This is a genomic window from Microbacterium azadirachtae (assembly GCF_000956505.1).
GTDB lineage: Bacteria > Actinomycetota > Actinomycetes > Actinomycetales > Microbacteriaceae > Microbacterium > Microbacterium azadirachtae_A.
Map to the genome: position 1 here is coordinate 99,209 of NZ_JYIX01000038.1, position 26,355 is coordinate 125,563.

Here is a 26,355-nt window from a genome sequence, read left to right on the forward strand (position 1 = left end):
ATGTCCGTCGGCGGTCCTGCCGTGACACGCCTGGCGGTCTGGGGCGATCCGATCGACCACAGCCGCTCGCCAGACCTGCACGGCGCCGCCTACCGGCTGCTCGGAGTGGACTGGGAGTACGGCCGCCGCCGGGTGGACGAGGACGGATTCGACGCGGCACTGGACGGACTCGACGACACCTGGCGCGGGCTCTCGCTCACGATGCCGCTGAAGGAGCGCGCGCATGCCCGCGCCGACCTGCTCGATGAGGACGCAAGGCTCACGGGCGCGGTGAACACGCTGCTGCTGGGCGAGGAGATCCGCGGCTTCAACACCGACGTCAGCGGGCTCACGTCCGCGCTCCTGGCCGGCGGCTTCGGCTCGGCGCGCTCGGCGCGCGTGCTCGGCGGGGGAGCGACGGCCCGGTCGGCCCTGGTGTCGCTGCTGCGCCTCGGAGCCGGCACGGTCGAGCTCAGGACGCGTCGCGCCGAGCAGGCGGCCGAGCTGGCCGGATTCGCGGAGCGGATCGGACTGCGGGCGACCACCGCGGAGCTTGCTTCGGAGGAGATCCCCCCGACGGTCGATCTGACGATCTCGACCCTTCCGGGCACCGCGGTGCTGCCGGACGCCGTCATGATGGCGCTCGCGAGCCGCGGCGGAGCGCTGTTCTCCGCCGCCTACGCCCCCTGGCCCACCCCGCTCGTCCGTGCGTGGACCGATGCGCCCGTCCTGAGCGGTCTCGAGATGCTCCTGCACCAGGCGGTCCGGCAGATCCGGATCTTCCTGCACGGGGATCCCGAGAAGGAGCTGCCCGACGAAGCAGGCGTGCTCGAGGCCATGCGGGCGGCCTTGCGCTGAACGCGCGAAAGTCATGCGGGCGGGCGTGATCTGAACGCAGGGGAAGTCATGCGGGCGGGCGTGCTCTGAACGCATGGGAGACTAGAGAAATGCTCCGCGTGCTCACGGCCGGCGAATCGCACGGCCCCGAACTCATTGCCGTCATGGAGGGTCTGCCTGCGGGCGTCCCGCTGTCGCGTGAGGCGATCCAGTCCGACCTGCAGCGCCGCAAGCTCGGCTATGGGCGCGGGTCGCGGATGAAGTTCGAGCAGGACGAACTTTCGATCTCCGGCGGCGTGCGCCACGGCTTCTCGCTCGGCAGCCCGATCGCGATGCGGATCGGCAACACCGAGTGGCCCAAGTGGGTCGAGGTGATGAGCGCGGATCCCGTCGAGCTCACCGACAAGTCCCGTGGACGCAGCGCGGCGCTGACCCGCCCCCGTCCCGGCCACGCCGACCTCGTCGGCATGCAGAAGTACGGCTTCGACGAGGCCCGCCCGATCCTGGAGCGCGCGAGCGCCCGGGAGACCGCCGCCCGTGTCGCGCTCGGCGCCGTGGCCCGCGCCTTCCTCGGCGAGCTCGGCATCCGCCTGGTCAGCCACACCCTGTCCATCGGACCGGTGCAGGTGCCGGAGGGATCCGATCTGCCGACTCCCGACGACGTCGATGCGCTGGACGCGGATCCGCTGCGCTGCTTCGACCCCGCCACCTCCGCGCGCATGGTCGACGAGGTGGACGCCGCCCGCAAGGACGGCGACACCCTCGGCGGCATCGTCGAGGTGCTGGCCTACGGCCTGCCGCCGGGGCTCGGTTCCCACGTGCACTGGGACCGCCGGCTGGACGCGCGGCTCGCGTACGTGCTCATGGGCATCCAGGCGATCAAGGGCGTCGAGGTGGGCGACGGATTCGAGACCACTCGCCGGCGCGGATCCGCCGCGCACGACGAGCTCTTCGCGACGGACGACGGCATCAGCCGCGGCTCCGACCGTGCGGGCGGCACCGAGGGCGGAATGTCCACGGGAACCGTCCTGCGCGTGCGCGCCGGCATGAAGCCGATCGCCACCATCCCGCACGCGCTGCGCACGGTCGACATCACCTCGGGCGAGCAGGCCACCGCGCATCACCAGCGCTCCGACGTCTGCGCGGTGCCCGCGGCGGGCGTCGTCGCTGAGGCGATGGTCGCGATCGAGCTGGCGAACTCGGTGCTGGAGAAGTTCGGCGGCGACAACGTCGCGGAGACCCGGCGCAATCTCGAGGCGTACCTCGCCGCGATCCCGGAGGAGCTGCGCACCACGCCGGCCTCCGAGGCGGCGTTGATCCTGCACGATGAGCTCGGCTGAGGCGCAGGCGCCGGAACTGCTGGTCCTCGTGGGCCCCATGGGGGCCGGCAAGACCAGCATCGGCCGCAGAGTCGCCAAGGCCACGGGGCTCCGCTTCGTCGACACCGACAAGGCGATCGCGCAGGGGCATGGACCGATCCCGGCGATCTTCGCCGATCACGGCGAGGCGCAGTTCCGGGTGTGGGAGCGCGAGGCGGTCGCCGAAGCGCTCGCGGCCGGCGGGGTGATCTCGCTGGGCGGGGGAGCGGTGCTCGCCCCGGAGACCAGAGCGCTGCTGCGCACCGTGCCAGTCGTGCTGCTCACCGTGTCGCCGGAGGCGGTCGCGGTGCGCATCGCCGGTGAGGGACGTCCCCTGCTGCACGGCGAGGAGGATCCGGTCCAGCGCTGGTCCAGGATCTACGCCGAGCGGCGAGCACTGTACGAAGAAGTCGCCGACGCGCATTTCGACACCTCACGGGTGCCGATGTCGCGGGTCGCCGAGCAGGTCGTGGAATGGATGAGAGGACGAGCATGAGCGCGGAGCAGAACGACGGGGTCACGACGATCGCGGTGACGGGGACCACCCCGTACGACATCACGGTGGGACGGGACATCCTCGATCGCGTCTCCGCGGCTCTGGCGCCGAGCGTCCGCAAGGTGCTCGTCGTGCACCCGCCGACACTCGCCGATCGCGCCGCGAAGCTTCGCGACCGGATCGTCGCCGACACCGCGAACGGTCCGCGCGAGGTGCTGCTGGCCGAGATCCCGGATGCGGAGCAGGGCAAACGCATCGAGGTCGCGCAGTTCCTGTGGCAGATCATGGGTCAGGCCGACTTCACCCGCACCGATGCGGTCGTCGGCTACGGCGGCGGGGCGGTCACCGACCTCGCCGGCTTCGTCGCCGCCACCTGGCTGCGCGGCGTGCAGATCGTCCAGGTGCCGACCACCGTGCTCGGACTCGTCGATGCCGCCGTGGGCGGCAAGACCGGCATCAACACGAACGAGGGCAAGAACCTCGTGGGCGCCTTCTGGGCGCCGCGCGCAGTGATCGGCGACCTCGACGAGCTGTCCAGTCTGACGCCGAACGAGGCGACCGCCGGCTTCGCCGAGGTGGTCAAGGCCGGATTCATCTGGGCGCCGGAGATCCTCGACATCATCGAGGCGGATCCTGCCCGCGCCGTGGATCCGCTCACCCCGGAGTTCCGGCGCGCGGTCGAACTCGCGATCGGCATGAAGGCCAGCGTCGTCTCTGAGGACTTCCGCGAGGCCGGCCAGCGCGAGATCCTCAACTACGGGCACACGCTCGGCCACGCGATCGAGCACGCGGAGCGCTACCGCTGGCGCCACGGCGCCGCGATCTCCGTGGGCATGCTGTTCGCGGCCGAGCTGTCCCGGCTGGCAGGGCGCCTCTCGGACGACGACGCCAACCGGCACCGCGCGATCCTGGAGTCCCTGGGGCTTCCGACCTCGTACCGGGCCGGCGCATGGCCGACTCTGCTGTCCACCATGCAGCGCGACAAGAAGAGCCGCGGCGGCATGCTGCGCTTCATCGTGCTGGACGGCATCGCCAAGCCCACCGTGCTGCAGGCGCCCGACGAGTCGCTGCTCTTCGCCGCGTACCAGGAGGTCGGCGAGTGAGCATCGAGGTGCGCCGGGTGCTGGCCACGGAATGGGCCGACGTCCGCGACCTGCGCCTGCGAGCCCTGCAGGATCCAGTGGCCGCGCTCGCGTTCCTCGACACCTTCGAGAACGCCTCGGCGCAGCCCGACGCGTTCTGGCAGCACCGCACCGCGAACGCGGCTGAGAGAGGCTCGAACGCGCAGTTCGTGGCGATCGCCGACGACGGCGAGTGGTTCGGATCCGCCACGGTGCTGCCTTCAGGGCTCGAGGGCCCGGAGTCCACCGCGCTCATCGTCGGCGTCTACGTGGCCGAGGGGCATCGCGGTGCCGGAGCCATCGAGACGCTCTTCGACGAGTGCGCGACGTGGTCGGCCGAACAGGGCGCATACGGGCTCACGCTCGAGGTGCACGTGGACAACCACCGCGCGCAGGCGGCCTATGAGCGCTGCGGCTTCACGCGCACGGGGCAGATCACCGAGCTCGAGAACGGGCGGGAGTACGTGATGGTGCGCCCCCTGGTCCCCAACGCGCGCTGATACCGTGAGCACGTGACCACGCCGCGCCGCCTGCTCCTCGTCAACGGGCCGAACCTGAATCTGCTCGGCCTGCGCGAACCGGGGATCTACGGGTCCGCGACGCTCGCCGACGTCGAGCGGATCACCGCCGAGGCCGCCGGAGCGTACGGCTACGAGATCCGTGCGGTGCAGAGCAACCACGAGGGCGTGCTCCTCGACGCGATCCATGATGCGCGTGAGGACTGCGGCGGCATCGTGATCAACGCCGGCGCCTACACGCACACCTCGGTCGCCCTGCGCGATGCCCTCACCGGCGTCGCCCTGCCGTTCGCGGAGATCCACATCTCCGACGTGTACGCACGCGAGGAGTTCCGGCACCATTCGTACCTCACGGACGTGGCCGCGGTGCACGTCGTGGGGGAGGGCGTGCAGGGGTACGCGACAGCGACGCGTCGCCTGATCCTGCTGCTCGAGGGCCAGGCGGACGGCTGATCCGCGGCACCGCTCCGGCCGCTCTCACAGGCCGATCGGCGGGCATCCCGTAAGATTGAACGTCGGCCGCTCGGCCGCGAACCTCAGGAACGGACTTCTCAGACCCATGGCATCGACCGCAGACATCAAGAACGGCGTCGTCCTCTCCATCGACGGACAGCTCTGGAACGTCATCGAGTTCCAGCACGTCAAGCCCGGCAAGGGCGGCGCTTTCGTCCGCACGAAGCTCAAGAACGTCGTCAGCGGCAAGGTCGTCGACCGCACCTACAACGCGGGTGCCAAGATCGACATCGAGAACGTCGACCGCCGCGACTTCACCTACCTCTACACCGATGGCGACAACTACGTCTTCATGGACCAGGAGGACTACGACCAGATCAATGTGGCCGCCGCCACGGTCGGCGACGCGAAGAACTTCATGCTGGAGAACCAGCAGGTCCAGATCGCGCTGAACAACGGCAACCCGCTCTACATCGAGCTGCCCGCCTCCGTCGTGCTCGAGGTCACCTACACCGAGCCCGGCCTGCAGGGCGACCGCTCGTCGGCCGGCACCAAGCCCGCCACGCTCGAGACCGGCTACGAGATCCAGGTCCCGCTGTTCCTGGAGACCGGTACCAAGGTCAAGGTCGACACGCGCACCGGCGGCTACCTCGGCCGCATCAACGACTGACGCGTGGGCGCCCGGACCAAGGCGCGCAAGCGCGCCCTCGACATCCTCTTCTCCGCCGACGTGCGCGGCGACGACCTCGCGGTGACCCTCGCCGCCGAGGCCAAGCGCGCTTCCGCCGAGCCCGCCCGCGAAGCCTCCTGGCTCTATGCGCGCGAGATCGTCGACGGGATCATCGATCACCGCGACGAGATCGACGAGCAGATCACCACGCACAGCCGTGACTGGAAGCTCGACCGGATGCCGGCCGTGGACCGGGCGCTGCTGCGCATCGGCGTGTGGGAGATCCTCCGCAACGACGAGGTGCCCACGGCCGTCGCGATCGACGAGGCCGTGGAGCTCGCGAAGGAATTCTCCACCGACGACTCCGGCGCGTTCGTGCACGGCGTGCTCGCGCGGGTCGCCCGCTCGGCCTGATCCGATCGCACCACGATCTCCCGTTTGGGGCGTGTCTGTCCGTTTTGGGGCGCAGGATCCCGGGTTTTCCCGGCGTCCTGCGCCCCAAAACGTAGAAGTGCGCGCCGAAACCCGGCCGGTGTGTCCGTGGCCTGCATGAGGATGGATCATCATGACCTCCGCTGACGCCGACGACTGGCGCGTGCTGCTGCCGTCCACCCGGGCGAGCGGTGCTCCGCTGGCCCTCGGGGTCGAACTGCGCCGACGCGACCGCGCCGATGCGAGGCACTGGGCCTCGCGACCGCTGCGCACGGCCACCGCGCGGGATCTGGCCAAGGATCCGGGCGAGCTGTTCCTCGCCGTCCGCCCGCTGCGGCGCAACGACGCCGGATCCGCCTGGGTGCAGTCGGACGCCGACTGGGACGCCGTCCGTCGTCCCGGCACGCGCTACGACGCGGCGCACTCCCGCTGGTTCGCCGACCTGCTGAGCATCTCCCGCGACTCGCTGCTCTCCGGCACGGCGGGGGACTGGCTGCTGCTGGATCCGGTCGCATCCCCGCTGCTGTGGCCGCATCTGCAGTCGGCATCCGCGGCGGGGATCGTGCTGGTGGCGACGGAGCGCAGCACCCGCCTGCAGTGGTCGGAGGAGCTGCGGATCGTGGTCGACATCGCCGCGGACGGTGACGGCGGGCTCTTGCTCTCCGCCTCGGCGGACGCCGTGGGCGAATCGTTCCCCGCCACAGCGACGCAGGCGGTGGGATCCGGTGGCGCGTACGCGCATCGCGTCGTCGGCAAGAGGATCGATCTCGTGCTCGGACCGGTGCCGCTCACGGACGGCGTACGGGCGCTGCTGTCGGCGCCGGCCGGCCTGACGGTGGCTCCGGTGGACCGGAAGGCCTTCTTCCGGGACGGCTATCCGACGATCATGCGCGGGGCCGCGGTACGCGCGGGTCACGGCGTCACGCTGCCCGCGGCGCCGAAGCCCGTGCCCCTGCTCGTCATCGACTTCCGCCCTGACGACGTCGTGGCGTACCGGTTGCACTGGGACTACCCGGGGTACGCGCGCTTCCCGCTCGACGAGCGCGCCACCGAGTCCGGGATCCGCGACGGCGCGGCGGAAGGGCAGCTGCGTCCTTCCGTGCATACGGCCTGGACCGAGGTCACGGGATTGCCGTTCATGCTCGCCGGCGCGCTGCGCGACGCCGACGCGGCCGAGTTCGTCTCGCACCTCGTGCCGACCCTCGAAGCGCGCGGCATCGCCACGGAGACCACCGGCACGCCGCGTACGTACGCGGAGCTGACCGGCGACCCCGCGATCACCGTCAGCACGGTGGAGAGCACGGATCCGGACTGGTTCGAGCTCGGGATCCTGGTGCGGATCGACGGCCGCACCATCCCGTTCGAGCCGCTGTTCCGCGCGCTCGCACTTCGTCAGGGCAAGCTCAAGCTCGTCGACAACACGTGGTTCTCGCTGCGCCACCCCGCCTTCGACCGGCTGAAGGAGCTCCTGGACGAGGCGGCGGAGCTCGCCGAGTGGGAGACCGGGCCGAGGATCGCGCGCACCCACCTGACGCTCTGGGAGGACTTCGAGGACCTCGCCGACGAGACCGTGCCCGCGCAGGCCTGGCGGGCCGCCGTCGAGGGACTCCGAGCCGATCCGAGTGCGGATCCGGTTCCGGTGCCGGCCGCCATCACCGCCAAGCTGCGCCCGTACCAGCGCGAGGGATTCACGCGGCTCGCCCGGCTGTGGCAGCACCGCCTCGGCGGCATCCTCGCCGACGACATGGGGCTCGGCAAGACCGTGCAGCTGCTCGCGCTCATCGCTCACGCACGGGAGAGCCGGAGCGGCGTCGCCGACGGCGGAACCGCACCGTGGCTGGTCGTGGCGCCGACCTCGGTGCTTCCCGTCTGGCAGCGCGAGGCCGAGCGGTTCGCGCCAGGGCTCCGCGTGGTCCTGGCCGGCCGCACCCGCGACGCGCACGGGGTCGATCTCGCCTCCCATGTCGGCGATGCGGACCTCGTGATCACCTCGTACACCGTGCTGCGCCTGGACGCGGAGGAGTTCGCGCGCCGGCCATGGTCGGGAGTCGTGCTCGACGAGGCGCAGAACGTGAAGAACCCGGCGACCAAGCAGCACCAGGCCGTCGCGGCGCTCGACGCCCAGGCGGTCTATGCCGCGACCGGCACACCGCTGGAGAACGGTCTGGGGGAGCTGTGGGCGCTGCTGAGCCTCACATCGCCCGGCCTGTTCGCCTCGGCGCGGAGATTCCGGGAGGACTTCATCCAGCCGATCGAGCAGGGCAAGGTGCCGGAGAACGCCGAAGGCGCACCTTTCCGTCGATCCCGCATCGACCTGCTGCGACGGCGGATCCGTCCGTTCCTCATCCGCCGCACCAAGGAGCTCGTCGCCCCCGATCTCCCGGAGCGGCAGGAGCAGGTGCTCCGTGTCGAGCTCGCTCCCGCGCACCAGCACCGCTACGACACGGTGCTGCAGCGCGAACGGCAGAAGATCCTCGGCCTTCTGCCCGACCTCGACCGGCAGCGTTTCATCGTGTTCCGCTCGCTCACGATGCTGCGCATGCTGAGCCTGGCACCGGGGCTGATCGAGCCAGACGACGCCGGTATCGCGTCCCGAAAGCTCGAGGAGCTCGTGGAGCGACTGATCGAGCTGCGCTCCGAGGGGCACAGGGCGCTGGTGTTCAGCCAGTTCACGTCGTTCCTGGGGCTCGCGGCCGAACGGCTCCGCCGGGCAGGGCTCCGGGTGTCCTACCTGGACGGATCGACCAGGGACCGGGACCGGGTCGTCCAGGAGTTCAGGGAGGGCGAGCAGGACGCGTTCCTCCTCAGCCTCAAGGCCGGCGGTACCGGCCTCACGCTCACCGAGGCGGACTACGTGTTCCTGCTGGACCCGTGGTGGAATCCGGCGGCCGAGGCGCAGGCCGCCGATCGCGCACACCGGATCGGGCAGCAGAACCGCGTCTTCGTCTACCGGATGATCTCCGAGGGCACGATCGAGGAGAAGGTGCTCGCCCTGCAGCAGCGCAAGGCGCGCCTGTTCTCGGCGGTGCTCGACGACGAGGATCTGTTCGCGCAGTCCCTGACCGCTGACGACATCCGCGAACTGCTCGGCTGAGCCGCGGTCACCGGCGCGGTCGTGGCGGCCCTGGCGGCCGTCGGATTGGTTATGCACGGGCCGTCTCCAGGCCCGATCGCATGGGCCCCGGTAGGATCGACAGGTCCACACAGGAGGAGAAACATGCGGATCACGGGACTCGGGCACGCCGGGATGTTCATCGAGACGGTCGGCGGAGACATCATCTGCGACCCCGTCCTCGGCCCGTCCTTCTACGGATCCTGGTTCCCGTTCCCCGACAACCGCGGCCTCGACTGGGAGCGGCTCGGGCGCGAGGCCGACTTCCTCTACGTGTCGCACCGGCACCGCGACCACTTCGACCCGCGGCTGCTCGAGCGCTACATCCGCAAGGACATCGAGGTGCTCCTTCCGGAGTACCCGACCGACGATCTGGAGAAGGATCTCCGCGCCCTCGGGTACGAGAACATCACCTACGCGCCCGCGGGTGAGATCATCGAGCGCGGTGCGCTGAAGATCATGATCACGCCGCTGCGTGCTCCCAGCGACGGCCCGATCGGCGACTCCTCGCTCAGCGTCGACGACGGCTCCGGATCGGTGCTGAACCAGAACGACTCGCACCCGCTCGACCTGGAGCGGCTGCTCACGTTCGGCAAGCCGGACGCCTACTTCACGCAGGTCTCCGGCGCGATCTGGTGGCCCATGGTCTACGACCTGCCGCTGGATGCCAAGCAGAACTTCGCCCGCCTCAAGCGCGAGGCGCAGAACAAGCGCGCGATGTATTACATCGAGAAGGTCGACGCCCCGCACGTCTTCCCGATGGCGGGCCCGCCGATGTTCCTCCGCGATGAGCTGTTCGACTTCAACGGCATCGGCCGCAACGGCGAGTCGATCTTCACGGACCAGAAGCAGTTCCTGGCGCACATGAACGAGCTCGCTCCGCAGTACGACGGGCATCTGTTCGTGCCCGGCACCGTGGTGACCCTCGAGGACCGAGAGATCGCCTCGGTCGAGCAGACGCTCTACTCCGAGGACGAGCTGCGCCACATCTTCGACGAGAAGTGGGACTACCTCGAGGAGCAGCGGGCCACGCGCCAGCAGGAGATCCGCGACGAGGAGGCTCGTCGCTCGCCGATCCTTCCTCCCGAGGAGATGCTCGCGGCCATCAAGGAGTGGTGGGAGCCGCTGCTCAAGAAGTCCCGCACGATCCGGCTCGGTGTGGGTGGCAACGTCCGTTTCCGCATCGGCGAGCTCGATATGGTGGTCGACTTCCCGAAGGCCAAGGTGCGCGAGTACGCGGGGGAGGAGTGCATCTACTGGTACACGATCCCCGCCGACCTCGTCTCGACCAACATCGCCGACCATGAGATCGACTGGTCGAACTCGATCTTCCTGTCCATGCAGTTCTCCGTCGGCCGCAGCGGCAAGTTCAACGAGTTCCTCACCACGTTCCTCAAGTGCCTGTCCGTCGACCGGATCGAGTACGTCGAGAACTGGTACCAGGAGCAGACCGATCAGACCGAGGACGCCGAGGTCGGCGACTGGATCGTGCAGCGCCGCTGCCCGCACCTGCGCGCCGACCTGACCCGCACCGGATCCGTCGACGAGGAGGGCGTGCTCACCTGCAGCATGCACGACTGGAAATGGGATCTGAAGACGGGCCGTTGCCTGTCCACGAGCGGTCATCCGATCCGGGCCAAGCAGATCGATCCCGTCACCGACGACGCTCTGCGGCTCGGGGTCTGAGCCCCTACCGTCATCGCACGTCCGGAGCCGTCCTCCCCCTGGGGAGGGCGGCTTCTTTCGCGTGCTGCGCACCTGTCCACTCGGGGACCTTTTCTGTCCACTCAGGGACCATTTCGCGCGTCGCGCCGTCCCTAGCATGGGGATCCGGCGGGCGACGAGGCCCGCCCGGACGGAGAGAAACCCGATGGTCACCGCCTTCAGTTCCGCGACCGAGATCGCCCGCGAGATCAGGGTCGGCGCGGTCAGCCCGGTCGAGATCGCCGAGCTCTACCTCGACCGGATCGACCGGCTGAACCCTGCGATCAACGCGATCGTCTGGATCGACCCTGACGCGACCCTGGCCGAGGCCAGGCAGGCCGAGAGGGCGGTACGTGCGGGCACGCCGCTGGGACTGCTGCACGGCATCCCTGTGCCCATCAAGGACCTCACGGCCGCGGCCGGACAGCCCTGCTTCTACGGGTCGCTCGGCACCAACACCGCGGTGCAGACGCAGGACGACCTCATCGTCGGGGCGCTCCGCCGTGCGGGATGCGTGCTGCTCGGCCGCAGTCACGCCCCCGAAGCCGGCACGATGAGCGTGACCGAGACGTCGCGCTTCGGCGTGGCGCGGAACCCGTGGGACCTCAGCCGCTCACCGGCCGGATCCAGCGGCGGGGCAGGGGCGGCGCTGGCCGCGGGCCTCGCGCCGTTCACCCATGCCTCCGACGGCGGCGGCTCGATCAGGATGCCCGCGTCGAGCAACGGCCTCGTCGGGCTCAAGCCCTCGCGCGGGCGAGTGCCCTCGGCGGTCGCCGGATGGGAGCACGCGGCGACGGAGGGTGCGGAGGCACGCACGGTCGCCGACGCCGCCACGATCCTCGACGCGATCAGCGGGCCGGATCCGTTCGTGATGTACAACGCCCCGCGTCCCGAGCGCCCCTTCGCCACGGAGGTCGGACGGCCGCAGGAGCCTCTGCGGATCGGCCTGCTCCTGGAGGCGCCCACCGGCCTTCCCGTCGACGACGAATGCGTGAGGGCGGCGACGGGCACCGCGGCCTTCCTGGAGGCGATGGGGCACGTCGTGACACCCGTGACGCCGAGGTTCTACAGCGAGCGCGCGGTGCTCGGATACGTCACCCACATCATGGACGCGTCCGTCGCCGCGATGCCTTACCTCTGGCCCGAGCTCGCGGAGCCCTATCTGCGCCACCGGATGGCCCGCGCAGGCCGTGCCAGCGCCGTCGACTACGTGCAGAGCGCGATGCTCATCCAGGCCGAGACCTACGACATCGTGTCGCAGTTCGGGCGGGATTTCGACGTGCTGCTCACGCCGACCATGGCGACCGTCCCGGTGCCGGCCGGCGAACTCGTCGCCGAGGCGAACGAGCATCCCGATCTGCCGCGCGTCAGGGAGGGGCGCATGGTGAGCTTCACGAGCTGGGTCAACCTCGCGGGCCTGCCCGCCATCTCGCTGCCGATGCACGTCGCGGCGGACGGCCTGCCGATCGGTGCGCAGCTGGTCGCAGGACCCTGGCGCGAAGACGTCCTGCTGCGGCTCGCCGCGGCACTCGAAGAGGCGGCGCCATGGGTGCATCGCCGTCCCGCCGGATTCGAGGTCTGAGCGGATGATCGAACTCGTCCTCTCGCTCTTCAGCCAGCTGGGCCTGGTCGCGCTGCTGGCGCTCTCGCTCTCGCTCGTGTTCGGCGTCAGCCGGATCGTCAACCTCGCGGTCGGCGACTTCGCGACGATCGGAGCCTTCACGATGGTCGCGACTGCGGGGCTCCCGTTCTGGCTGGGGATCCTCATCGGCCTTGTCGTCTCGGTGCCGCTTCTCTACGTGATCGAACGCGGCCTGCTGAGCAGGCTCGTCGGGTCCCCGCTCGCCTCGCTGCTGGTGACCTGGGGCGTCGGGATGGTGCTCCGCCAGGTGTGCGAGCTCGTCTGGGGTGCGACGGCGCGGGCGGTCCGCGCCCCGGTCGACGGCGTCGTGACCGTCCTCGGGGTCCCGTACCCGTCCTTCCGCCTGCTCGCCGGTCTCGGCGGCGCCGTCGCGGTCGCGATCGTCCTCATCATCGCGTACCGGACGCGGGCAGGGCTCCGACTGCGCGCCGTGGCCGACAACTCCACGATGGCGGCGCTGCTGGGAACCCCGCCGGCGCGGACCAGGACGCTCACGTTCGTGGTGGCGGGGCTCCTCGCCGTCCTCGCGGGAGGTCTCTACAGCCCGCTGCTCGGCGTCAACCCCTCGATGGGCTTCACGATCCTCATCCCCGCGTTCGTGGTCCTCCTGCTCGCCAGGCCCGGCTCGTTCTCCGGGGCCGTCATCGCCGCGTTCTTCGTCGTCGCACTGCAGGTCGTGCTGCGCCGTTTCTTCGCCGACACCGCTGCGGACGCCCTCTTCTACGTCGTCGTGCTCTTCGCCGTCGCCGTCCGTTCCACCTCGACAACCAGGAGGCTCCTGACATGGTCCACCCGATTCCTTCCCTGCGGCCGCGTCGCATGACCCGCCGCAACCGCCTCGCGCTCGGAGCGGTCCTCGCCGCGGGCGCCTTGCTCCTGACGAGTTGCGGGAGCAGCATCGGCGGGGCATCGACGCAGAGCGACGCCGCAGGCCCGCTGAAAGTCGGCGTGATCGTCCCTGCGACCGGCAACATCTCGTCGGCCGGACTCGCTCTCAAGGCGGGCTTCGAGCTCGGCGTCGAGAAGATCAACGCCGAGGGCGGCGTGAACGGCAAGCCGATCGAGTACACCGTCGAGGACGACTCCTCGGACCCTGCGACGTCGACCCAGCTCGCGAAGAAGTACGTGCAGACCGGCGATGTCTCCCTGCTGTTCGGCACCATCACAGGCGACACCGCCGCCGCGGTCGCCTCCGTCGCGAACTCCGCGAAGATCCCCTTCGCGACGTCGATCCTCGGCGATCCCGCGGTCTGCTCGCGCTACGCATGGGGCTTCGGAGAATCGACCCATCAGCTGCTCACGCCGATCGTCCCGGACCTGCTCGCGAAGTACGGCACGCGGGTCGCGATCGTCGGCTCCGACTACAACTTCCCGCGGGACTATGCGGCGAGCGCGGAGAAGATCGTGACAGCCGCGGGAGGGACCGTGGTCGCGCAGGAGTTCAGCCCTCTGGGCACGACCGACTTCGAGTCGACCATCGGGCGCCTCAAAGCCGCAGCTCCCGACCTCGTGCTGTCCATGGTCGTCGGCGCGGACGCGATCGTCTTCACCAAGCAGGCGCAGGCCTTCGGGCTCCTGACACCCACGCTGGGCTATGAAGGCGCCCCGCTCGACGCCGACTACTACCCGGCTGTCGCGGATCAGGTCACGGGCCGAGAGCACGCGGTGCGCTGGAGCGACGGCTTCGCCGATGACGAGAGCAAGGCCTTCGTGGCGGCGTACCGCAAGAAGACAGGGTCGCAGGCACCGATCCCGGAGGTCGCCGCGAACGCCTACTTCGCGATCCGGTTCATCGCCGCGGCCGCGAACGACGCCAAGGCCACGGCGCCCGCCGAGCTCAATACCGCGATCGCCGGCTTCCGTTTCGACTCCCCGCTCGGCAAGGGGACGCACTTCGCGGGTCCCGCGAACATCCTGCAGGCCACCATGTCGACGGTGACCATCGGCGCCGGCGGCGCATATCCCGTCACAAAGGACCACGGGATGGTCGCCGACACCGAGACGACCTGCGGATGACCGCGTCGGCCGGCCGGGGGATCGGCGGTCTCGTCCGTCGCCCCGGCGCGATCCTCGTCGTCGTGGTCGTCCTGCTCGCGGTGCTCCCGTTCGGGCTCGCACCGTACGCGCTCGGCGTCGTCGCCCTCGGCCTCGTCTACGGGCTCTTCACCTACGGGCTGGATCTCTCCTGGGGGCGGGTAGGACTCATCAGCGTGGGACAGGCCGCGTTCTTCGGCCTCGGCGCCTACGCGCTCACGATCGGCGTCTCGCTCGGCGTGCCGTGGATGCTGGCCGCTGCGCTGGGCGTCGTGATCGCCGCCGGCATTGCGGGACTGATCGCGCAGATCGCGCTCGCCGTGAAGGGCGAGACCGCGGTGCCGCTCTTCATCCTCTTCACGCTCGGCATCAGCCAGCTCCTGCAGCGCGTCGCGACCTCGATGCCGGAGGTGACGGGCGGATCCAACGGGATGGTCGCGCCGACGCTCGACCTCGTCCCGACCTACTACCTCGTGCTCGCCGTCACCGTGGTCGTGGTCGGGCTCACGTTCCGGTTCTTCGTGGCGGGGCGGCGCGGTGCGTTCCAGCTCGCGGTGCTGGTGAATCCGGCCAGGGCGGAGCACCTCGGCATCAGCGTGCGCGGGACGCAGACCGCGGCCTTCATGATCTCGGCCGCGGTCTCGGCGGTGGCGGGGGCGCTCTTCGCACCCGTCGCAGGCCTCGTCACCCCCGCGACTCTCGGGCTGGCGCTGTCGACCAGCGTCCTCACCTGGCTCGCGGTCGGTGGCAAGGGTTCGCTGATCGGCCCGTTCCTCGGCGCCGTGCTTCTCACGGTGGCCGCGCAGACTCTCGGCCGCACGTGGCAGAGCTGGTACGTCTTCGGGGTGGCCGCACTCTTCATCCTGGTGGTGCGATTCGCTCCGGGCGGCGTGGCCGGCGGAGCGCGGCGCCTGCTCCTCGGGCGATCGGAGGTGCTGCGCGTCCCCTCGGCCCGGCCGGTGCGACGTCCGAGTGCACCGCCTCCCACCGATGCCCCGTTGCTGCAGGTGGAGGGCGTGGACCAGCGCTTCGGCAGGTCGAGCGTGCTGCAGGACATCTCGCTCACCGTCCGCAGCGGGCAATGCGTGGCACTGATCGGACCGAACGGCGCGGGCAAATCCACCCTGCTCTCGGTGATCGCGGGCCTGCTCCGCCCTTCGGCCGGACGAGTCCTGCTCCGCGGAGAGGACGTCACCCTCTACGGCGTCGACCGCCGGGCCAGGCTGGGCATCGGCCGGCTGTTCCAGGTGCCGAGCGTCTTCACCGCGCTCTCCGTCGCGGACAACCTCACCCTCGCCGCTCTCAGCGGGGGATCGACCGATAAGGCTCCCGCCGATGCCCGCCTCGCCGGCGAGCTGTCGATGGCCGAGCGAAGGCACCTCGAGCTCGACATGGTGCTGCGGGGCCCCTCCGATCTCGTGCTGCTCGACGAACCTGCCGCGGGGCTGTCCCATGCCGACGCGCGCACGCTGGCGCAGCGCCTGCGCCGTGTCGTGGCGGACACCGGATGCGGCATGGTCGTCGTCGAGCACGACATGGAGATCGTGCGGGAGATCGCGGACCGCGTCGTGGTGCTGTCCAACGGCGCGATCATCGCGTCGGGAACCATGGATGAGATCGTCGCGCACGATGCCGTGCGCCATGCCTACCTGGGGAGCTGATGGTGCTTCATGCGCGGGGGATCGCCGGCGGATACGACGGCGTCCGGATCGTCGACGGCGTCGACCTCGAGGTCGGTGCGGGGGAGATCGTGGGACTGCTGGGCAGGAACGGGATGGGGAAGTCGACCCTGCTCGGAGCGCTCTTCGGGACGGTGGAGCGCCTCAGCGGCGCGGTCGAGGTGGGAGGCCGAAGCCTCACGGCGCGGAGCCCCGATCGGTCGGCCGCCGCGGGCGTCGCCTTCCTCCCCGAGGATCGCGGGGTGTTCCCGTCGCTGACCGTCGCGGAGAACCTCCGGCTCGCCCGGCGGGGGTATCGGCCGGCGGTCGATCCGCTCGAGGTCTATCCGACGCTCCGAGAGCGGGCGGTGCAGCCGGCGGGAACGCTGTCCGGCGGTCAGCAGCAGCAGCTCGGGATCGCCCGCGCGATCCTCGCCGGCTCGGCGCTCGTGTGCATCGACGAGCTCACGCACGGCCTGCAGCCGTCGATGGTGACAAGCACGTTCGCGGCGCTGCGCGCTGTCGCGGATTCCGGCGTCGGGGTGCTGTTCGTGGACCAGAACCCCGATCTCGTCACGGCGTCCTGCGATCGGGTACTCGTGATGGAGGCGGGGAGGATCGTGCTGGACCGGAAGGTCGAGGACGGGGTCGTCGAGGAGCTGCGGCGTCTGCTCGTGCTCAGCTGACAGCATCCTCCGCCGCGCGCAGCTCGCGCGGGCTCCGTCCGAACCGCTGCCGGACGACCTTGCTGAGCCGGGAGGGATCGCGGAAGCCCCAGCGGCGCCCCACGGCGGCGAGCGGCTCATCCCTGCTCGCGGTCTGCAGCTCCCGGCGCACCCCCTCCACCCGCCGCGCCAGCACGTGCTCGCCGACCGTGGTGCCGGCGTGACGGAAGACGCGGTGCAGGTAGCTGACCGAGATGTGGTTCGCCTCGGCGATCCTCGCAGGAGTGAGGTCGGGGTCGGCGAGGCGTCCGTCGATCCACTCCACGACGCGGTCGTAGACCACGTCCTCCGCGGAGCGGACGGTCGGACGCTCGCCTCGTGCCTCCCTGACACAGTCGCGGAGCAGCGACAGCGCGACATCGGCGAGCTCGAGCCGCAGCGCGGCGGGCAATGCTCCCCAGCGCTCCGGGACGCCGGCCAGCAGCCCCGTCAGGATGCAGGCCGCGGCCGTGTCGGAGAGGGCCGCGGAGCCCGCCACCGCCGACAGGTCCCGGTCGCTCGCGCCCAGCGCGTCGACGTCCACGGCCAGGACGAGATACCGATAGGGCCCGACGAGGTCGAGGAAGAACGGCGCGGACCGGGAGTAGAGCACCATGCTGCCAGGGCGCAGCGCGGTCTCGGTCCGGTTCTGCGCGAAGGTGCCGGATCCCTCGAGGAGGATGCCGAGGAAGCGCGTGTCGATCGCGGTCGAGAACGCGAGCGGACGGACGCTGACCGAGTAGTCGTCCCTGATGTCGCAGCCGAGCAGGCGCCCGAGCGCCCAGGAGGACGAGCGTGCGCGATACGGATCCTCGTGAGGCCGGACGACCACCGCGTCGCCGGGCGCGCGATCGCTCGGCGCATCGTCGAGGTAGCCGCTGACGACCGCGCCGCCGAGGGTCGAGGTGATGTGCATGGCTCCGCCTTTCTCTTCGTCGAGAGGGAGCGCAGGGTGCCCGATCACTGTATCTCAGGATACCTGCCATTCGGTCCGGCGGCCTGTCTGCGAGCGGTCATCCGGTGCGGGCTGCGGAGATCGCTCCCGTCGTCCTGACGCATGGTGTCCTCATCTGTACCACTGTCCGGGCGGGCGGTACACTCCTGGTATGGCCACCGTACTTCCGCGGATCCAGGTGACGCAGACCCCAGAGCTCGCCGCGGGGCTCGAACTGGCGGAGAAGGAGTGGCCGGGCGCCTCCCGGTCCGAACTCGTCGCGCGTCTTGCAGTGGCGGGGAGCGAGACCCTGGCCGCGAAGCGAGCGGCTCGACGATCCGAGCGGCGCAAGGTGCTGGAGGAGACGCGGGGGAAATTCAACTACCCGCCCAGCTACCTTGAAGACCTTCGGAAGGAATGGCCGGAGTGATCGTCGTCGATGCGAATGTGCTGATCGCCTGGTGGACTCCAGGAGATCGGCACGCGGACCTTGCTGCTGAGATCCTCGACACGGAGGACGATCTGATTCTGCATCCGGTCACGCTCGCCGAGACGCTCGTCTGGCCGGTTCGCGAGGGTCGTGAGGACGAGGCTGTGCAGGACATCGTCCGGTTGGGGATCGATCGGCACGTCCCGCTGCTCGACGAGCCGCTCGATGTTGCGCGCCTCCGTGGCACGACGAAGCTCAGGCTGCCCGACGCCTATGTGCTCGCCACGTCGATCGAACTCAACGCGACTCTCGCCACCTTCGACCCTCGTCTCGCCGATGCCGCCCGCGAGCGCGGCGTCGCCGTCGTGGGTGCGTAGCCGGACCGGGTAGACTGAGGCAATACTTCAAAGCAACCTTTAACACCGTCCCGTGAGGCGGAGAAGGGAGCCGGCAGATGAGCGCACGTATCGTGCTGCAGGAAGCCGACATCAGGCGCGCCTTGACGCGCATCGCCCATGAGATCCTCGAATCCAACCGGGGAGCGGAGGACCTGATCCTCCTGGGCATCCCCACCCGCGGGGTCCCGCTCGCCGAGCGCCTCGCGATGCTGATCACGGAGATCGCGCAGATCGCGGTCCCGGTCGGATCTCTCGACGTCACGCTCTTCCGCGATGACCTCGCGAAGCATCCGACGCGATCGCCGCATCGCACGCACATCCCCGCCGGCGGCATCGACGGCAAGACCGTCGTCCTCGTCGACGACGTGCTCTTCTCCGGCCGCAGCATCCGTGCCGCCCTCGACGCGCTGCAGTCCATCGGCCGCCCCGCCGTGGTGCGCCTCGCGATCCTCGTCGACCGCGGGCACCGCGAGCTGCCGATCCGCCCCGACTTCGTGGGCAAGAACATCCCCTCGTCCCGCGCCGAGCGCGTCAACGTGCGCCTGCGCGAGGACGACGGCGAGGAGTACGTCTCGATCGAGGGAGGCGACGAATGAGGCACCTGCTCGACACCAGGACGCTCGCTCGTGAGGACGCGATGCGCATCCTCGACATCGCCGAGGACATGGCGGACACCCAGTCCCGCGAGGTCAAGAAGCTGCCGACGCTCCGCGGCAAGACCGTGGTGAACCTCTTCTTCGAGGACTCCACCCGCACGCGCATCTCGTTCGAGGCCGCCGCCAAGCGCCTCTCCGCCGACGTGATCAACTTCGCTGCGAAGGGATCCAGCGTCTCCAAGGGCGAGAGCCTCAAGGACACGGCCCAGACGCTCGAGGCGATCGGCGCCGACGCCGTCGTCGTGCGGCATCCCGCGTCCGGCGCCCCGCGCACGCTCGCCACGAGCGGCTGGATCTCGGCCGGGGTCGTGAACGCCGGCGACGGCACGCACGAGCACCCCACCCAGGGCCTGCTCGACGCCTACACGATCCGCAAGCGCCGCTTCGGCGCGGACAGCCGGGGCCGCGACCTCGGCGGGGTGCGGGTCGTGATCGTCGGCGACGTGCTCCACTCCCGCGTGGCGCGCTCCAACGTGTGGCTGCTGTCGACGCTCGGCGCGGAGGTCACCCTGGTCACCCCGCCGACGCTGATCCCGCAGGACGTCACCGGCTGGCCGGCGCGGGTGCTGTACGACCTCGACGCAGCGCTGGCCGAGGAGCCGCACGCGGTGATGATGCTGCGGATCCAGCTCGAGCGCATGCACGCGGCCTTCTTCCCCTCCGAGCGCGAGTACACCCGCCGGTGGGGCCTGGACGCGGCGCGGCTGCGGCGGCTGCCCGACGATACGATCGTGATGCACCCCGGTCCGATGAATCGCGGACTGGAGATCTCCTCCGATGCCGCCGATTCCGCCCGCTCCACCGTGCTGGAGCAGGTCACGAACGGCGTGTCCGTGAGGATGGCGGCGCTGTACCTGCTGCTGGCGGGGGAGCGCCCCGAGCCGGACAAGGCAGGGGCGAGCGCCGCGACCGAGGAGTTCGAGATGAATCGAGGAGACCGATGACCGAGAGCCTGCTTTTCCGAGGCGCGAAGATCCTCGGCGCCGATTCCGCGGACATCCTCGTCCAGGACGGGCTGATCGCCGAGGTCGGTTCCGGCCTCTCCGCGGCCGGCGCGCGCGTCATCGACGCCGACGGGCTGGTCGCTCTGCCCGGGCTGGTGGATCTGCACACGCACCTGCGCGAGCCCGGCTACGAGGCCAGCGAGACCGTGCTGTCCGGCACCCGAGCGGCGGCAGCCGGTGGCTTCACCGCCGTGTTCGCGATGCCGAACACTTCGCCCGTCGCCGACTCGGCCGGTGTGGTCGAGCAGGAGCTCGCCCTCGGCGAGGCCGCCGGCTACGCCACGGTGCAGCCGATCGGCGCCGTCACCGTCGGCCAGAAGGGCGAGCGGCTCGCCGAGCTGGGGGCGATGGCCTCCTCGCGCGCGAACGTCCGCGTCTTCAGCGACGACGGCTTCTGCGTGTGGGATCCGCTCATCATGCGCCGCGCGCTCGAATACGTGAAGGCCTTCGGCGGCGTGATCGCGCAGCACGCGCAGGATCCGCGGCTCACCGAGGGCGCCCAGCTGAACGAGGGCGCCGTCTCCGCGGAGCTCGGCCTCGCGGGCTGGCCCGCCGTCGCCGAGGAGTCGATCATCGCGCGCGACATCCTGCTCGCCGAGCACGTCGGATCCCGGCTGCACGTCTGCCACCTCTCCACGGCCGGCTCGGTCGAGCTGATCCGCTGGGCGAAGAAGCGCGGAGTGGCGGTGACCGCCGAGGTCACCCCGCACCACCTGCTGCTGACCGACGAGCTGGCCCGCGGCTATGACGCGCGGTTCAAGGTCAACCCGCCGCTGCGCACCCAGGAGGACGTGCTCGCCGTGCGCGAGGGCCTCGCCGACGGCACGATCGACATCGTCGCGACCGACCACGCCCCGCACCCGAGCGAGGCAAAGGCCTGCGAGTGGCAGGCCGCCGCCAACGGCATGGTGGGGCTCGAGTCCGCACTGCGGGTCGTGCACCAGGCCATGGTTCAGACGGGCCTGCTGGACTGGACGGATGTGGCGCGCGTCATGAGCTCCGCTCCGGCGCGGATCGGCTCCCTCGCCGGCCACGGCACGCCGATCGCCGCCGGGCAGCCGGCGGAGTTCGCGCTCTACGACGCCGACGCGGTCGGCGTCTTCGCCGAGTCGGATCTGCACGGGCAGAGCACGAACTCGCCGTACCTCGGCCGCGACCTTCCGGGCAAGGTCCTCTGGACGGTGCACCACGGATACGTGACGCTCGAGGACGGCGTGCTGGCCGAGCGGGGAGTGCGCTCGTGAACCAGCAGCTCGCCGGAACGGTCGTTCTCGCGGTCGCCCTGCTGCTGATCCTCGGCGGCGTGTTCGCCTGGCGTGCACGGCTGCGTCGCGACTCCGGGCTCACGGCGCCGCTCGGCGTGCCGGAGCACGCGGAGGTGCAGGCCCGCTACGAGACGCTCTACGTCGCGACGACCAAGCACGATCACTCGCTCGAGCGCCTCGCCGTCCGTCCTCTCGTGTACCGCGCCCGCGGCGAACTCACCATCACCGACCGCGGCGCGGCGCTGAGTCTCGACGGCTCGCCGACCGTGTTCCTCGCATCGTCGCGGCTAATCGGCGCGGACCGGGCGACCGTCACGATCGACCGGGTCGTCGAACCGGGCGGCCTCATCCGCCTCGTCTGGCGCACGGACGAAGGCACCGTCGTCGACAGCTACCTGCGCATCACCGGTGACATCGGGAACACCGATGCCTCCGGCGCCGCGCTCACCGACCTCCAGCGACTCATCAGCTCGCAGCGCCCCGACGCTGCCTCCGAGACAGGAGAATCCGCATGACCCTTCCCCACGACTCCGCCGTGCTCGTCCTCGAGGACGGCACGCGCCACGTCGGGCGCGCCTACGGCGCCCGCGGCACCACCCTGGGCGAGGTCGTCTTCGCGACCGGCATGTCCGGCTACCAGGAGACCCTCACCGACCCGTCCTACGCGGGTCAGATCGTGCTGCAGACCGCGCCGCACATCGGCAACACCGGGATGAACGACGAGGACCCGGAGTCCCGGCGCATCTGGGTCGCCGGGTACATCGTGCGCGACCCCTCGCGGGTCGTGTCGAACTGGCGAGCGAACACGTCGCTCGACGAGACGCTGGTGCGCGACGGGATCGTCGGCATCAGCGGCATCGACACGCGTGCGGTGACCCGCCACATCCGCTCCGCCGGATCCATGCGCGGCGGTGTCTTCTCCGGTGCGGACGCCGCGCTGGACGCCGACGAGCAGCTGCGCCGCGTGACCGAGGCGCCGGAGATGGCCGGTCAGAACCTCTCCGCTGCGGTCTCCGTCGAGCACGCGGAGGTCACGCCGGCGACGGGGGAGCGGATCGGCAACCTCGCCGTGCTCGACCTCGGCGTCAAGCAGTCCACGCTCGACAACCTCGCCGCGCGCGGATTCGACGTGCACGTGCTGCCGCAGTCCTCCACGTTCGCCGACATCGCGGCCGTCGATCCGGTCGCCGTGTTCTACTCGAACGGCCCCGGCGACCCCTCAGCGTCGGACGCGCAGGTCGCGGTGCTCCGCGAGGTGCTCGACGCCGGCCTGCCGTACTTCGGGATCTGCTTCGGCAACCAGCTGTTCGGCCGCGCTCTCGGGCTCGGCACCTACAAGCTCACGTTCGGCCACCGCGGCATCAACCAGCCGGTGCTCGACAAGGCCACAGGCAGGGTCGAGATCACCGCTCACAACCACGGCTTCGCGGTCGAGGCCCCCATCGAGGGCTCCTTCGACAGCCCGCACGGCTACGGCAAGGTCGAGGTCAGCCACGTAGGCCTCAACGACCAGGTGGTCGAGGGGCTCCGCGCCCTCGACATCCCCGCGTTCTCGGTGCAGTACCACCCCGAGGCCGCCGCCGGACCGCACGACGCCAACTACCTCTTCGACCGCTTCCGTGATGTCGTCGTCGCCCACCTCTCCACGAAGGACAGCAAGTAATGCCCAAGCGCGACGACATCCACTCCGTCCTCGTCATCGGATCCGGCCCGATCGTCATCGGTCAGGCCTGCGAGTTCGACTACTCCGGCACCCAGGCCTGCCGCGTCCTGCGCGAAGACGGCGTCCGCGTCATCCTCGTGAACTCCAACCCGGCCACGATCATGACCGACCCGGACTTCGCGGACGCGACGTACATCGAGCCGATCACCCCCGAGGTCATCGAGACCATCATCGCCAAGGAGAAGCCGGACGCGATCCTGCCGACCCTGGGCGGCCAGACGGCGCTGAACGCGGCCATGGCGCTGCACGAGCGCGGGATCCTGGAGAAGTACGGCGTCGAGCTCATCGGCGCAAAGGTCGACGCGATCCAGAAGGGCGAGGACCGCCAGATCTTCAAGCAGCTCGTGCTCGATGCGGGCGCCGACGTCGCTGCGTCCGTGATCTGCCACACGATGGACGAGCTGCTCGAAGGGGCCGAGAAGCTCGGCTACCCGCTGGTCGTCCGCCCGTCCTTCACGATGGGCGGACTCGGATCCGGTTTCGCCTACGACGAGAAGGACCTGCGCCGCATCGGCGGCGCCGGCCTGCACGACTCGCCGACCACCGAGGTGCTCCTGGAGGAGTCGATCCTCGGCTGGAAGGAGTATGAGCTCGAGCTCATGCGCGACACCGCAGACAACACGGTGGTCGTCTGCTCGATCGAGAACGTCGACCCGGTCGGCGTGCACACGGGTGACTCCATCACGGTCGCCCCGGCGCTCACGCTCACCGACCGCGAGTACCAGAACCTCCGTGACATCGGCATCGACATCATCCGCGCCGTCGGCGTGGACACCGGCGGCTGCAACATCCAGTTCGCTGTGAACCCGGAGAACGGCCGGGTCATCGTCATCGAGATGAACCCCCGCGTGTCGCGGTCCTCGGCGCTCGCGTCGAAGGCGACCGGCTTCCCGATCGCCAAGCTCGCGGCCAAGCTGGCCCTCGGCTACCGCCTGGACGAGATCCCGAACGACATCACCGGCGTGACCCCGGCGAGCTTCGAGCCCACGCTCGACTACGTCGTGGTCAAGGCGCCGCGGTTCGCATTCGAGAAGTTCCCCGCCGCGGACGCCACGCTCACGACGACCATGAAGTCGGTCGGCGAGGCGATGGCGATCGGACGCAACTACACGACCGCGCTGCAGAAGGCGCTCCGCTCGCTCGAGAAGCGCGGATCCTCCTTCCACTGGGGCGCGGAGAGCCGCAGCGTCGAGGAGCTGCTCGAGATCTCCAAGACGCCGACCGACGGTCGGATCGTCACCCTGCAGCAGGCGCTGCGCAAGGGCGCTACGATCGAGCAGGCGTTCGAGGCCACGGCGATCGACCCGTGGTTCATCGACCAGATGGTGCTCATCAACGAGGTCGCGGAGCAGATCCGTACGGCCCCCGAGCTCGACGCCGACACGATCCGGCTCGGCAAGGACCACGGCTTCTCCGACGCGCAGTTCGCCGAGCTTCGCGGCATCGGCGAGGCCGAGGTGCGGGGCGTCCGGCACGGGCTCGGCATCCGCCCGGTCTACAAGACCGTCGACACCTGCGCGGGCGAGTTCCCCGCGCTCACGCCCTACCACTACTCCAGCTACGACAGCGAGACCGAGGTCACGCCGTCCGAGCGCACCAAGGTCGTCATCATCGGTTCCGGCCCGAACCGCATCGGCCAGGGCGTCGAGTTCGACTACTCGTGCGTGCACGCCTCCTTCGCGCTCTCGGACGCCGGCTTCGAGACCGTGATGGTCAACTGCAACCCGGAGACGGTGTCCACCGACTACGACACCTCCGACCGGCTCTACTTCGAGCCGCTCACCCTGGAGGACGTGCTCGAGGTGCTGCACGCCGAAGCGCAGAGCGGCACCATCCTCGGCGTCGTCTGCCAGCTCGGCGGACAGACCCCGCTCGGGCTCGCGAAGGGCATCGAGGCTGCCGGTTACACGGTGCTCGGCACGAGCCCCGAGGCGATCGACCTCGCCGAGGAGCGCGAGCTGTTCTCTCGCCTGCTCGACGAGGCGGGCCTCGTCGCTCCGCGCAACGGCACGGCGATCGACGTGGACGGCGCCGTCGCGGTGGCCGAGGAGATCGGCTACCCGGTGCTGGTGCGCCCGAGCTTCGTGCTCGGCGGGCGCGGCATGGAGATCGTCTACGACACCCCTGCGCTGCGCGACTACTTCGTGCGCACGGCGGGCGAGGTCATCATCGAGGAGGGCAAGCCCCTGCTCGTGGACCGCTTCCTGGACGACGCGATCGAGATCGACGTGGACGCGCTGTACGACGGAACAGAGCTCTACATCGGCGGCGTCATGGAGCACCTCGAAGAGGCCGGCATCCACTCCGGCGACTCGAGCTGCACCCTGCCGCCGGTCTCGCTCGGACGCACCGACATCGACCGGGTGCGTGAGGCGACGCTCTCGATCGCCGAGGGCGTGGGCGTGCGGGGTCTGCTGAACGTGCAGTTCGCGATCAGCGCCGGCGTGCTCTACGTGATCGAGGCGAACCCGCGTGCGAGCCGCACCGTGCCGTTCGTGTCGAAGGCTCTGGGGATCCCGCTCGCGAAGGCGGCGAGCCGCATCCTGTCCGGGACCACGATCGCCGCGCTCAAGGACGAGGGCCTGCTGCCCGAGAACGACGGATCCCGCGTGCCGCTGGGCTCGCCGGTCTCGGTCAAGGAGGCCGTGCTGCCCTTCAAGCGGTTCCGCACCGCGGACGGCCGCATCGTCGACTCCGTGCTCGGCCCTGAGATGCGCTCGACCGGTGAGGTCATGGGCATCGACCGCGACTTCCCGACCGCGTTCGCGAAGAGCCAGGCTGCGGCCTACGGCGGAACGCCGACCTCCGGCACCGTGTTCATCTCGGTCGCCGACGCCGACAAGCGCGCCGTGATCCTGCCCGCGCACCGGCTGCACCAGCTCGGGTTCACGATCGTGGCGACCACGGGCACCGCGGAGATCCTCTCGCGCAACGGCATCCCGGTGACGGTCGTCGAGAAGTACAGCGAGACCCAGGCGAGCGGCGAGACGAACATCGTCGACCTGATCGACCAGGGCGCGATCGACATCATCGTGAACACGCCGTCCGGCGGCGCCGCACGTGCCGACGGCTACGAGATCCGCGCGGCCGCGGTCGCCGCGGACAAGGCGCTGTTCACCACGATCGCGACGCTCGGCGCCGCCGTGAGCGGGATGGATGCGGCGGACAAGGGCTTCGAGGTGCGCAGCCTCCAGGAGTACGCCCAGGACCGGCTGGCGCGCGCGTGA

General features: G+C 70.2%; 24 protein-coding genes. 23 read left to right on the top strand and 1 reads right to left on the bottom strand.

Translation table 11 applies throughout. The features are described from left to right. The first annotated feature begins 21 nt into the window (after window positions 1-21). From RS86_RS14910 to RS86_RS14980, 15 genes are all read left to right on the top strand, one after another. Window positions 22-837, top strand: coding sequence for a shikimate dehydrogenase family protein (locus tag RS86_RS14910; RefSeq protein ID WP_235281792.1), 816 nt, complete (start codon window positions 22-24; stop codon window positions 835-837). Between the two features lie 89 nt (window positions 838-926). Continuing rightward, window positions 927-2,156 (top strand): chorismate synthase, encoded by a 1,230-nt coding sequence (gene aroC, locus RS86_RS14915; RefSeq protein WP_045273059.1) that lies wholly within the window; start codon window positions 927-929, stop codon window positions 2,154-2,156. Next, window positions 2,143-2,670, top strand: a complete 528-nt coding sequence (locus RS86_RS14920) for a shikimate kinase (RefSeq protein ID WP_045273060.1) — start codon at window positions 2,143-2,145, stop codon at window positions 2,668-2,670. The genes aroC and RS86_RS14920 overlap by 14 nt, the downstream gene beginning before the upstream one ends. Beyond that, window positions 2,667-3,773 (top strand): 3-dehydroquinate synthase, encoded by a 1,107-nt coding sequence (gene aroB, locus RS86_RS14925; protein ID WP_045273061.1) that lies wholly within the window; start codon window positions 2,667-2,669, stop codon window positions 3,771-3,773. Before RS86_RS14920 ends, aroB begins: the two co-directional genes overlap by 4 nt. Further along, window positions 3,770-4,291, top strand: coding sequence for a GNAT family N-acetyltransferase (locus tag RS86_RS14930; protein ID WP_045273062.1), 522 nt, complete (start codon window positions 3,770-3,772; stop codon window positions 4,289-4,291). The genes aroB and RS86_RS14930 overlap by 4 nt, the downstream gene beginning before the upstream one ends. A 12-nt stretch (window positions 4,292-4,303) precedes the next feature. Further along, on the top strand, window positions 4,304-4,762 hold the full coding sequence (gene aroQ, locus RS86_RS14935; protein ID WP_045273063.1) for a type II 3-dehydroquinate dehydratase: 459 nt from the start codon (window positions 4,304-4,306) through the stop codon (window positions 4,760-4,762). A gap of 106 nt (window positions 4,763-4,868) precedes the next feature. Beyond that, on the top strand, window positions 4,869-5,432 hold the full coding sequence (gene efp / locus RS86_RS14940; protein ID WP_045273064.1) for an elongation factor P: 564 nt from the start codon (window positions 4,869-4,871) through the stop codon (window positions 5,430-5,432). Between the two features lie 3 nt (window positions 5,433-5,435). Further along, window positions 5,436-5,846 (top strand): transcription antitermination factor NusB, encoded by a 411-nt coding sequence (gene nusB / locus RS86_RS14945; protein WP_045273065.1) that lies wholly within the window; start codon window positions 5,436-5,438, stop codon window positions 5,844-5,846. Between the two features lie 151 nt (window positions 5,847-5,997). Then, window positions 5,998-8,958, top strand: coding sequence for a DEAD/DEAH box helicase (locus RS86_RS14950; RefSeq protein ID WP_045273066.1), 2,961 nt, complete (start codon window positions 5,998-6,000; stop codon window positions 8,956-8,958). A 123-nt stretch (window positions 8,959-9,081) separates the two neighbouring features. After that, window positions 9,082-10,662: a Rieske 2Fe-2S domain-containing protein gene (locus tag RS86_RS14955; RefSeq protein WP_045273067.1), complete on the top strand. Its 1,581-nt coding sequence runs from the start codon at window positions 9,082-9,084 to the stop codon at window positions 10,660-10,662. Window positions 10,663-10,846: 184 nt separating this feature from the next. Then, complete coding sequence (locus tag RS86_RS14960) at window positions 10,847-12,262, top strand: amidase (protein ID WP_045273068.1); 1,416 nt, start codon at window positions 10,847-10,849, stop codon at window positions 12,260-12,262. A 4-nt stretch (window positions 12,263-12,266) separates the two neighbouring features. Beyond that, window positions 12,267-13,145, top strand: a complete 879-nt coding sequence (locus RS86_RS14965) for a branched-chain amino acid ABC transporter permease (protein WP_045273069.1) — start codon at window positions 12,267-12,269, stop codon at window positions 13,143-13,145. After that, window positions 13,142-14,338, top strand: coding sequence for an ABC transporter substrate-binding protein (locus RS86_RS14970; protein ID WP_160299697.1), 1,197 nt, complete (start codon window positions 13,142-13,144; stop codon window positions 14,336-14,338). The genes RS86_RS14965 and RS86_RS14970 overlap by 4 nt, the downstream gene beginning before the upstream one ends. Next, a complete protein-coding gene (locus RS86_RS14975) occupies window positions 14,335-16,017 on the top strand; it encodes an ATP-binding cassette domain-containing protein (protein WP_045273071.1) in 1,683 nt (560 codons plus the stop codon). Before RS86_RS14970 ends, RS86_RS14975 begins: the two co-directional genes overlap by 4 nt. Then, window positions 16,017-16,700, top strand: coding sequence for an ABC transporter ATP-binding protein (locus tag RS86_RS14980; protein ID WP_045273072.1), 684 nt, complete (start codon window positions 16,017-16,019; stop codon window positions 16,698-16,700). The genes RS86_RS14975 and RS86_RS14980 overlap by 1 nt, the downstream gene beginning before the upstream one ends. Here RS86_RS14980 and RS86_RS19955 read toward each other — a convergent pair. Beyond that, complete coding sequence (locus tag RS86_RS19955) at window positions 16,693-17,634, bottom strand: helix-turn-helix transcriptional regulator (RefSeq protein ID WP_052680302.1); 942 nt, start codon at window positions 17,632-17,634, stop codon at window positions 16,693-16,695. The genes RS86_RS14980 and RS86_RS19955 overlap by 8 nt on opposite strands. Window positions 17,635-17,824: 190 nt before the next feature. On the opposite strand from RS86_RS19955, the gene RS86_RS14990 reads away from it, so the two are divergent. The 8 genes from RS86_RS14990 (at window position 17,825) to carB (ending at window position 26,355) form a co-directional block, all read left to right on the top strand. Beyond that, a complete protein-coding gene (locus RS86_RS14990) occupies window positions 17,825-18,082 on the top strand; it encodes a hypothetical protein (RefSeq protein WP_152642193.1) in 258 nt (85 codons plus the stop codon). Next, window positions 18,079-18,459 (top strand): type II toxin-antitoxin system VapC family toxin, encoded by a 381-nt coding sequence (locus RS86_RS14995; protein ID WP_052680303.1) that lies wholly within the window; start codon window positions 18,079-18,081, stop codon window positions 18,457-18,459. The genes RS86_RS14990 and RS86_RS14995 overlap by 4 nt, the downstream gene beginning before the upstream one ends. A gap of 77 nt (window positions 18,460-18,536) precedes the next feature. Then, window positions 18,537-19,076: a bifunctional pyr operon transcriptional regulator/uracil phosphoribosyltransferase PyrR gene (gene pyrR, locus RS86_RS15000; protein WP_045273074.1), complete on the top strand. Its 540-nt coding sequence runs from the start codon at window positions 18,537-18,539 to the stop codon at window positions 19,074-19,076. Then, window positions 19,073-20,080 carry an aspartate carbamoyltransferase catalytic subunit gene (locus RS86_RS15005; protein ID WP_045273075.1) on the top strand — a complete coding sequence of 336 codons (1,008 nt, stop codon included), beginning with the start codon at window positions 19,073-19,075 and terminating at the stop codon, window positions 20,078-20,080. Before pyrR ends, RS86_RS15005 begins: the two co-directional genes overlap by 4 nt. Continuing rightward, the gene (locus RS86_RS15010; RefSeq protein WP_045273076.1) at window positions 20,077-21,384 is read left to right on the top strand and encodes a dihydroorotase; all 1,308 of its coding nucleotides are present in this window, start codon (window positions 20,077-20,079) and stop codon (window positions 21,382-21,384) included. Before RS86_RS15005 ends, RS86_RS15010 begins: the two co-directional genes overlap by 4 nt. Beyond that, window positions 21,381-21,920: a hypothetical protein gene (locus RS86_RS15015; protein ID WP_045273077.1), complete on the top strand. Its 540-nt coding sequence runs from the start codon at window positions 21,381-21,383 to the stop codon at window positions 21,918-21,920. The genes RS86_RS15010 and RS86_RS15015 overlap by 4 nt, the downstream gene beginning before the upstream one ends. Next, a complete protein-coding gene (gene carA / locus RS86_RS15020) occupies window positions 21,917-23,068 on the top strand; it encodes a glutamine-hydrolyzing carbamoyl-phosphate synthase small subunit (protein WP_045273078.1) in 1,152 nt (383 codons plus the stop codon). The genes RS86_RS15015 and carA overlap by 4 nt, the downstream gene beginning before the upstream one ends. After that, the gene (gene carB, locus RS86_RS15025; RefSeq protein ID WP_045273079.1) at window positions 23,068-26,355 is read left to right on the top strand and encodes a carbamoyl-phosphate synthase large subunit; all 3,288 of its coding nucleotides are present in this window, start codon (window positions 23,068-23,070) and stop codon (window positions 26,353-26,355) included. The genes carA and carB overlap by 1 nt, the downstream gene beginning before the upstream one ends.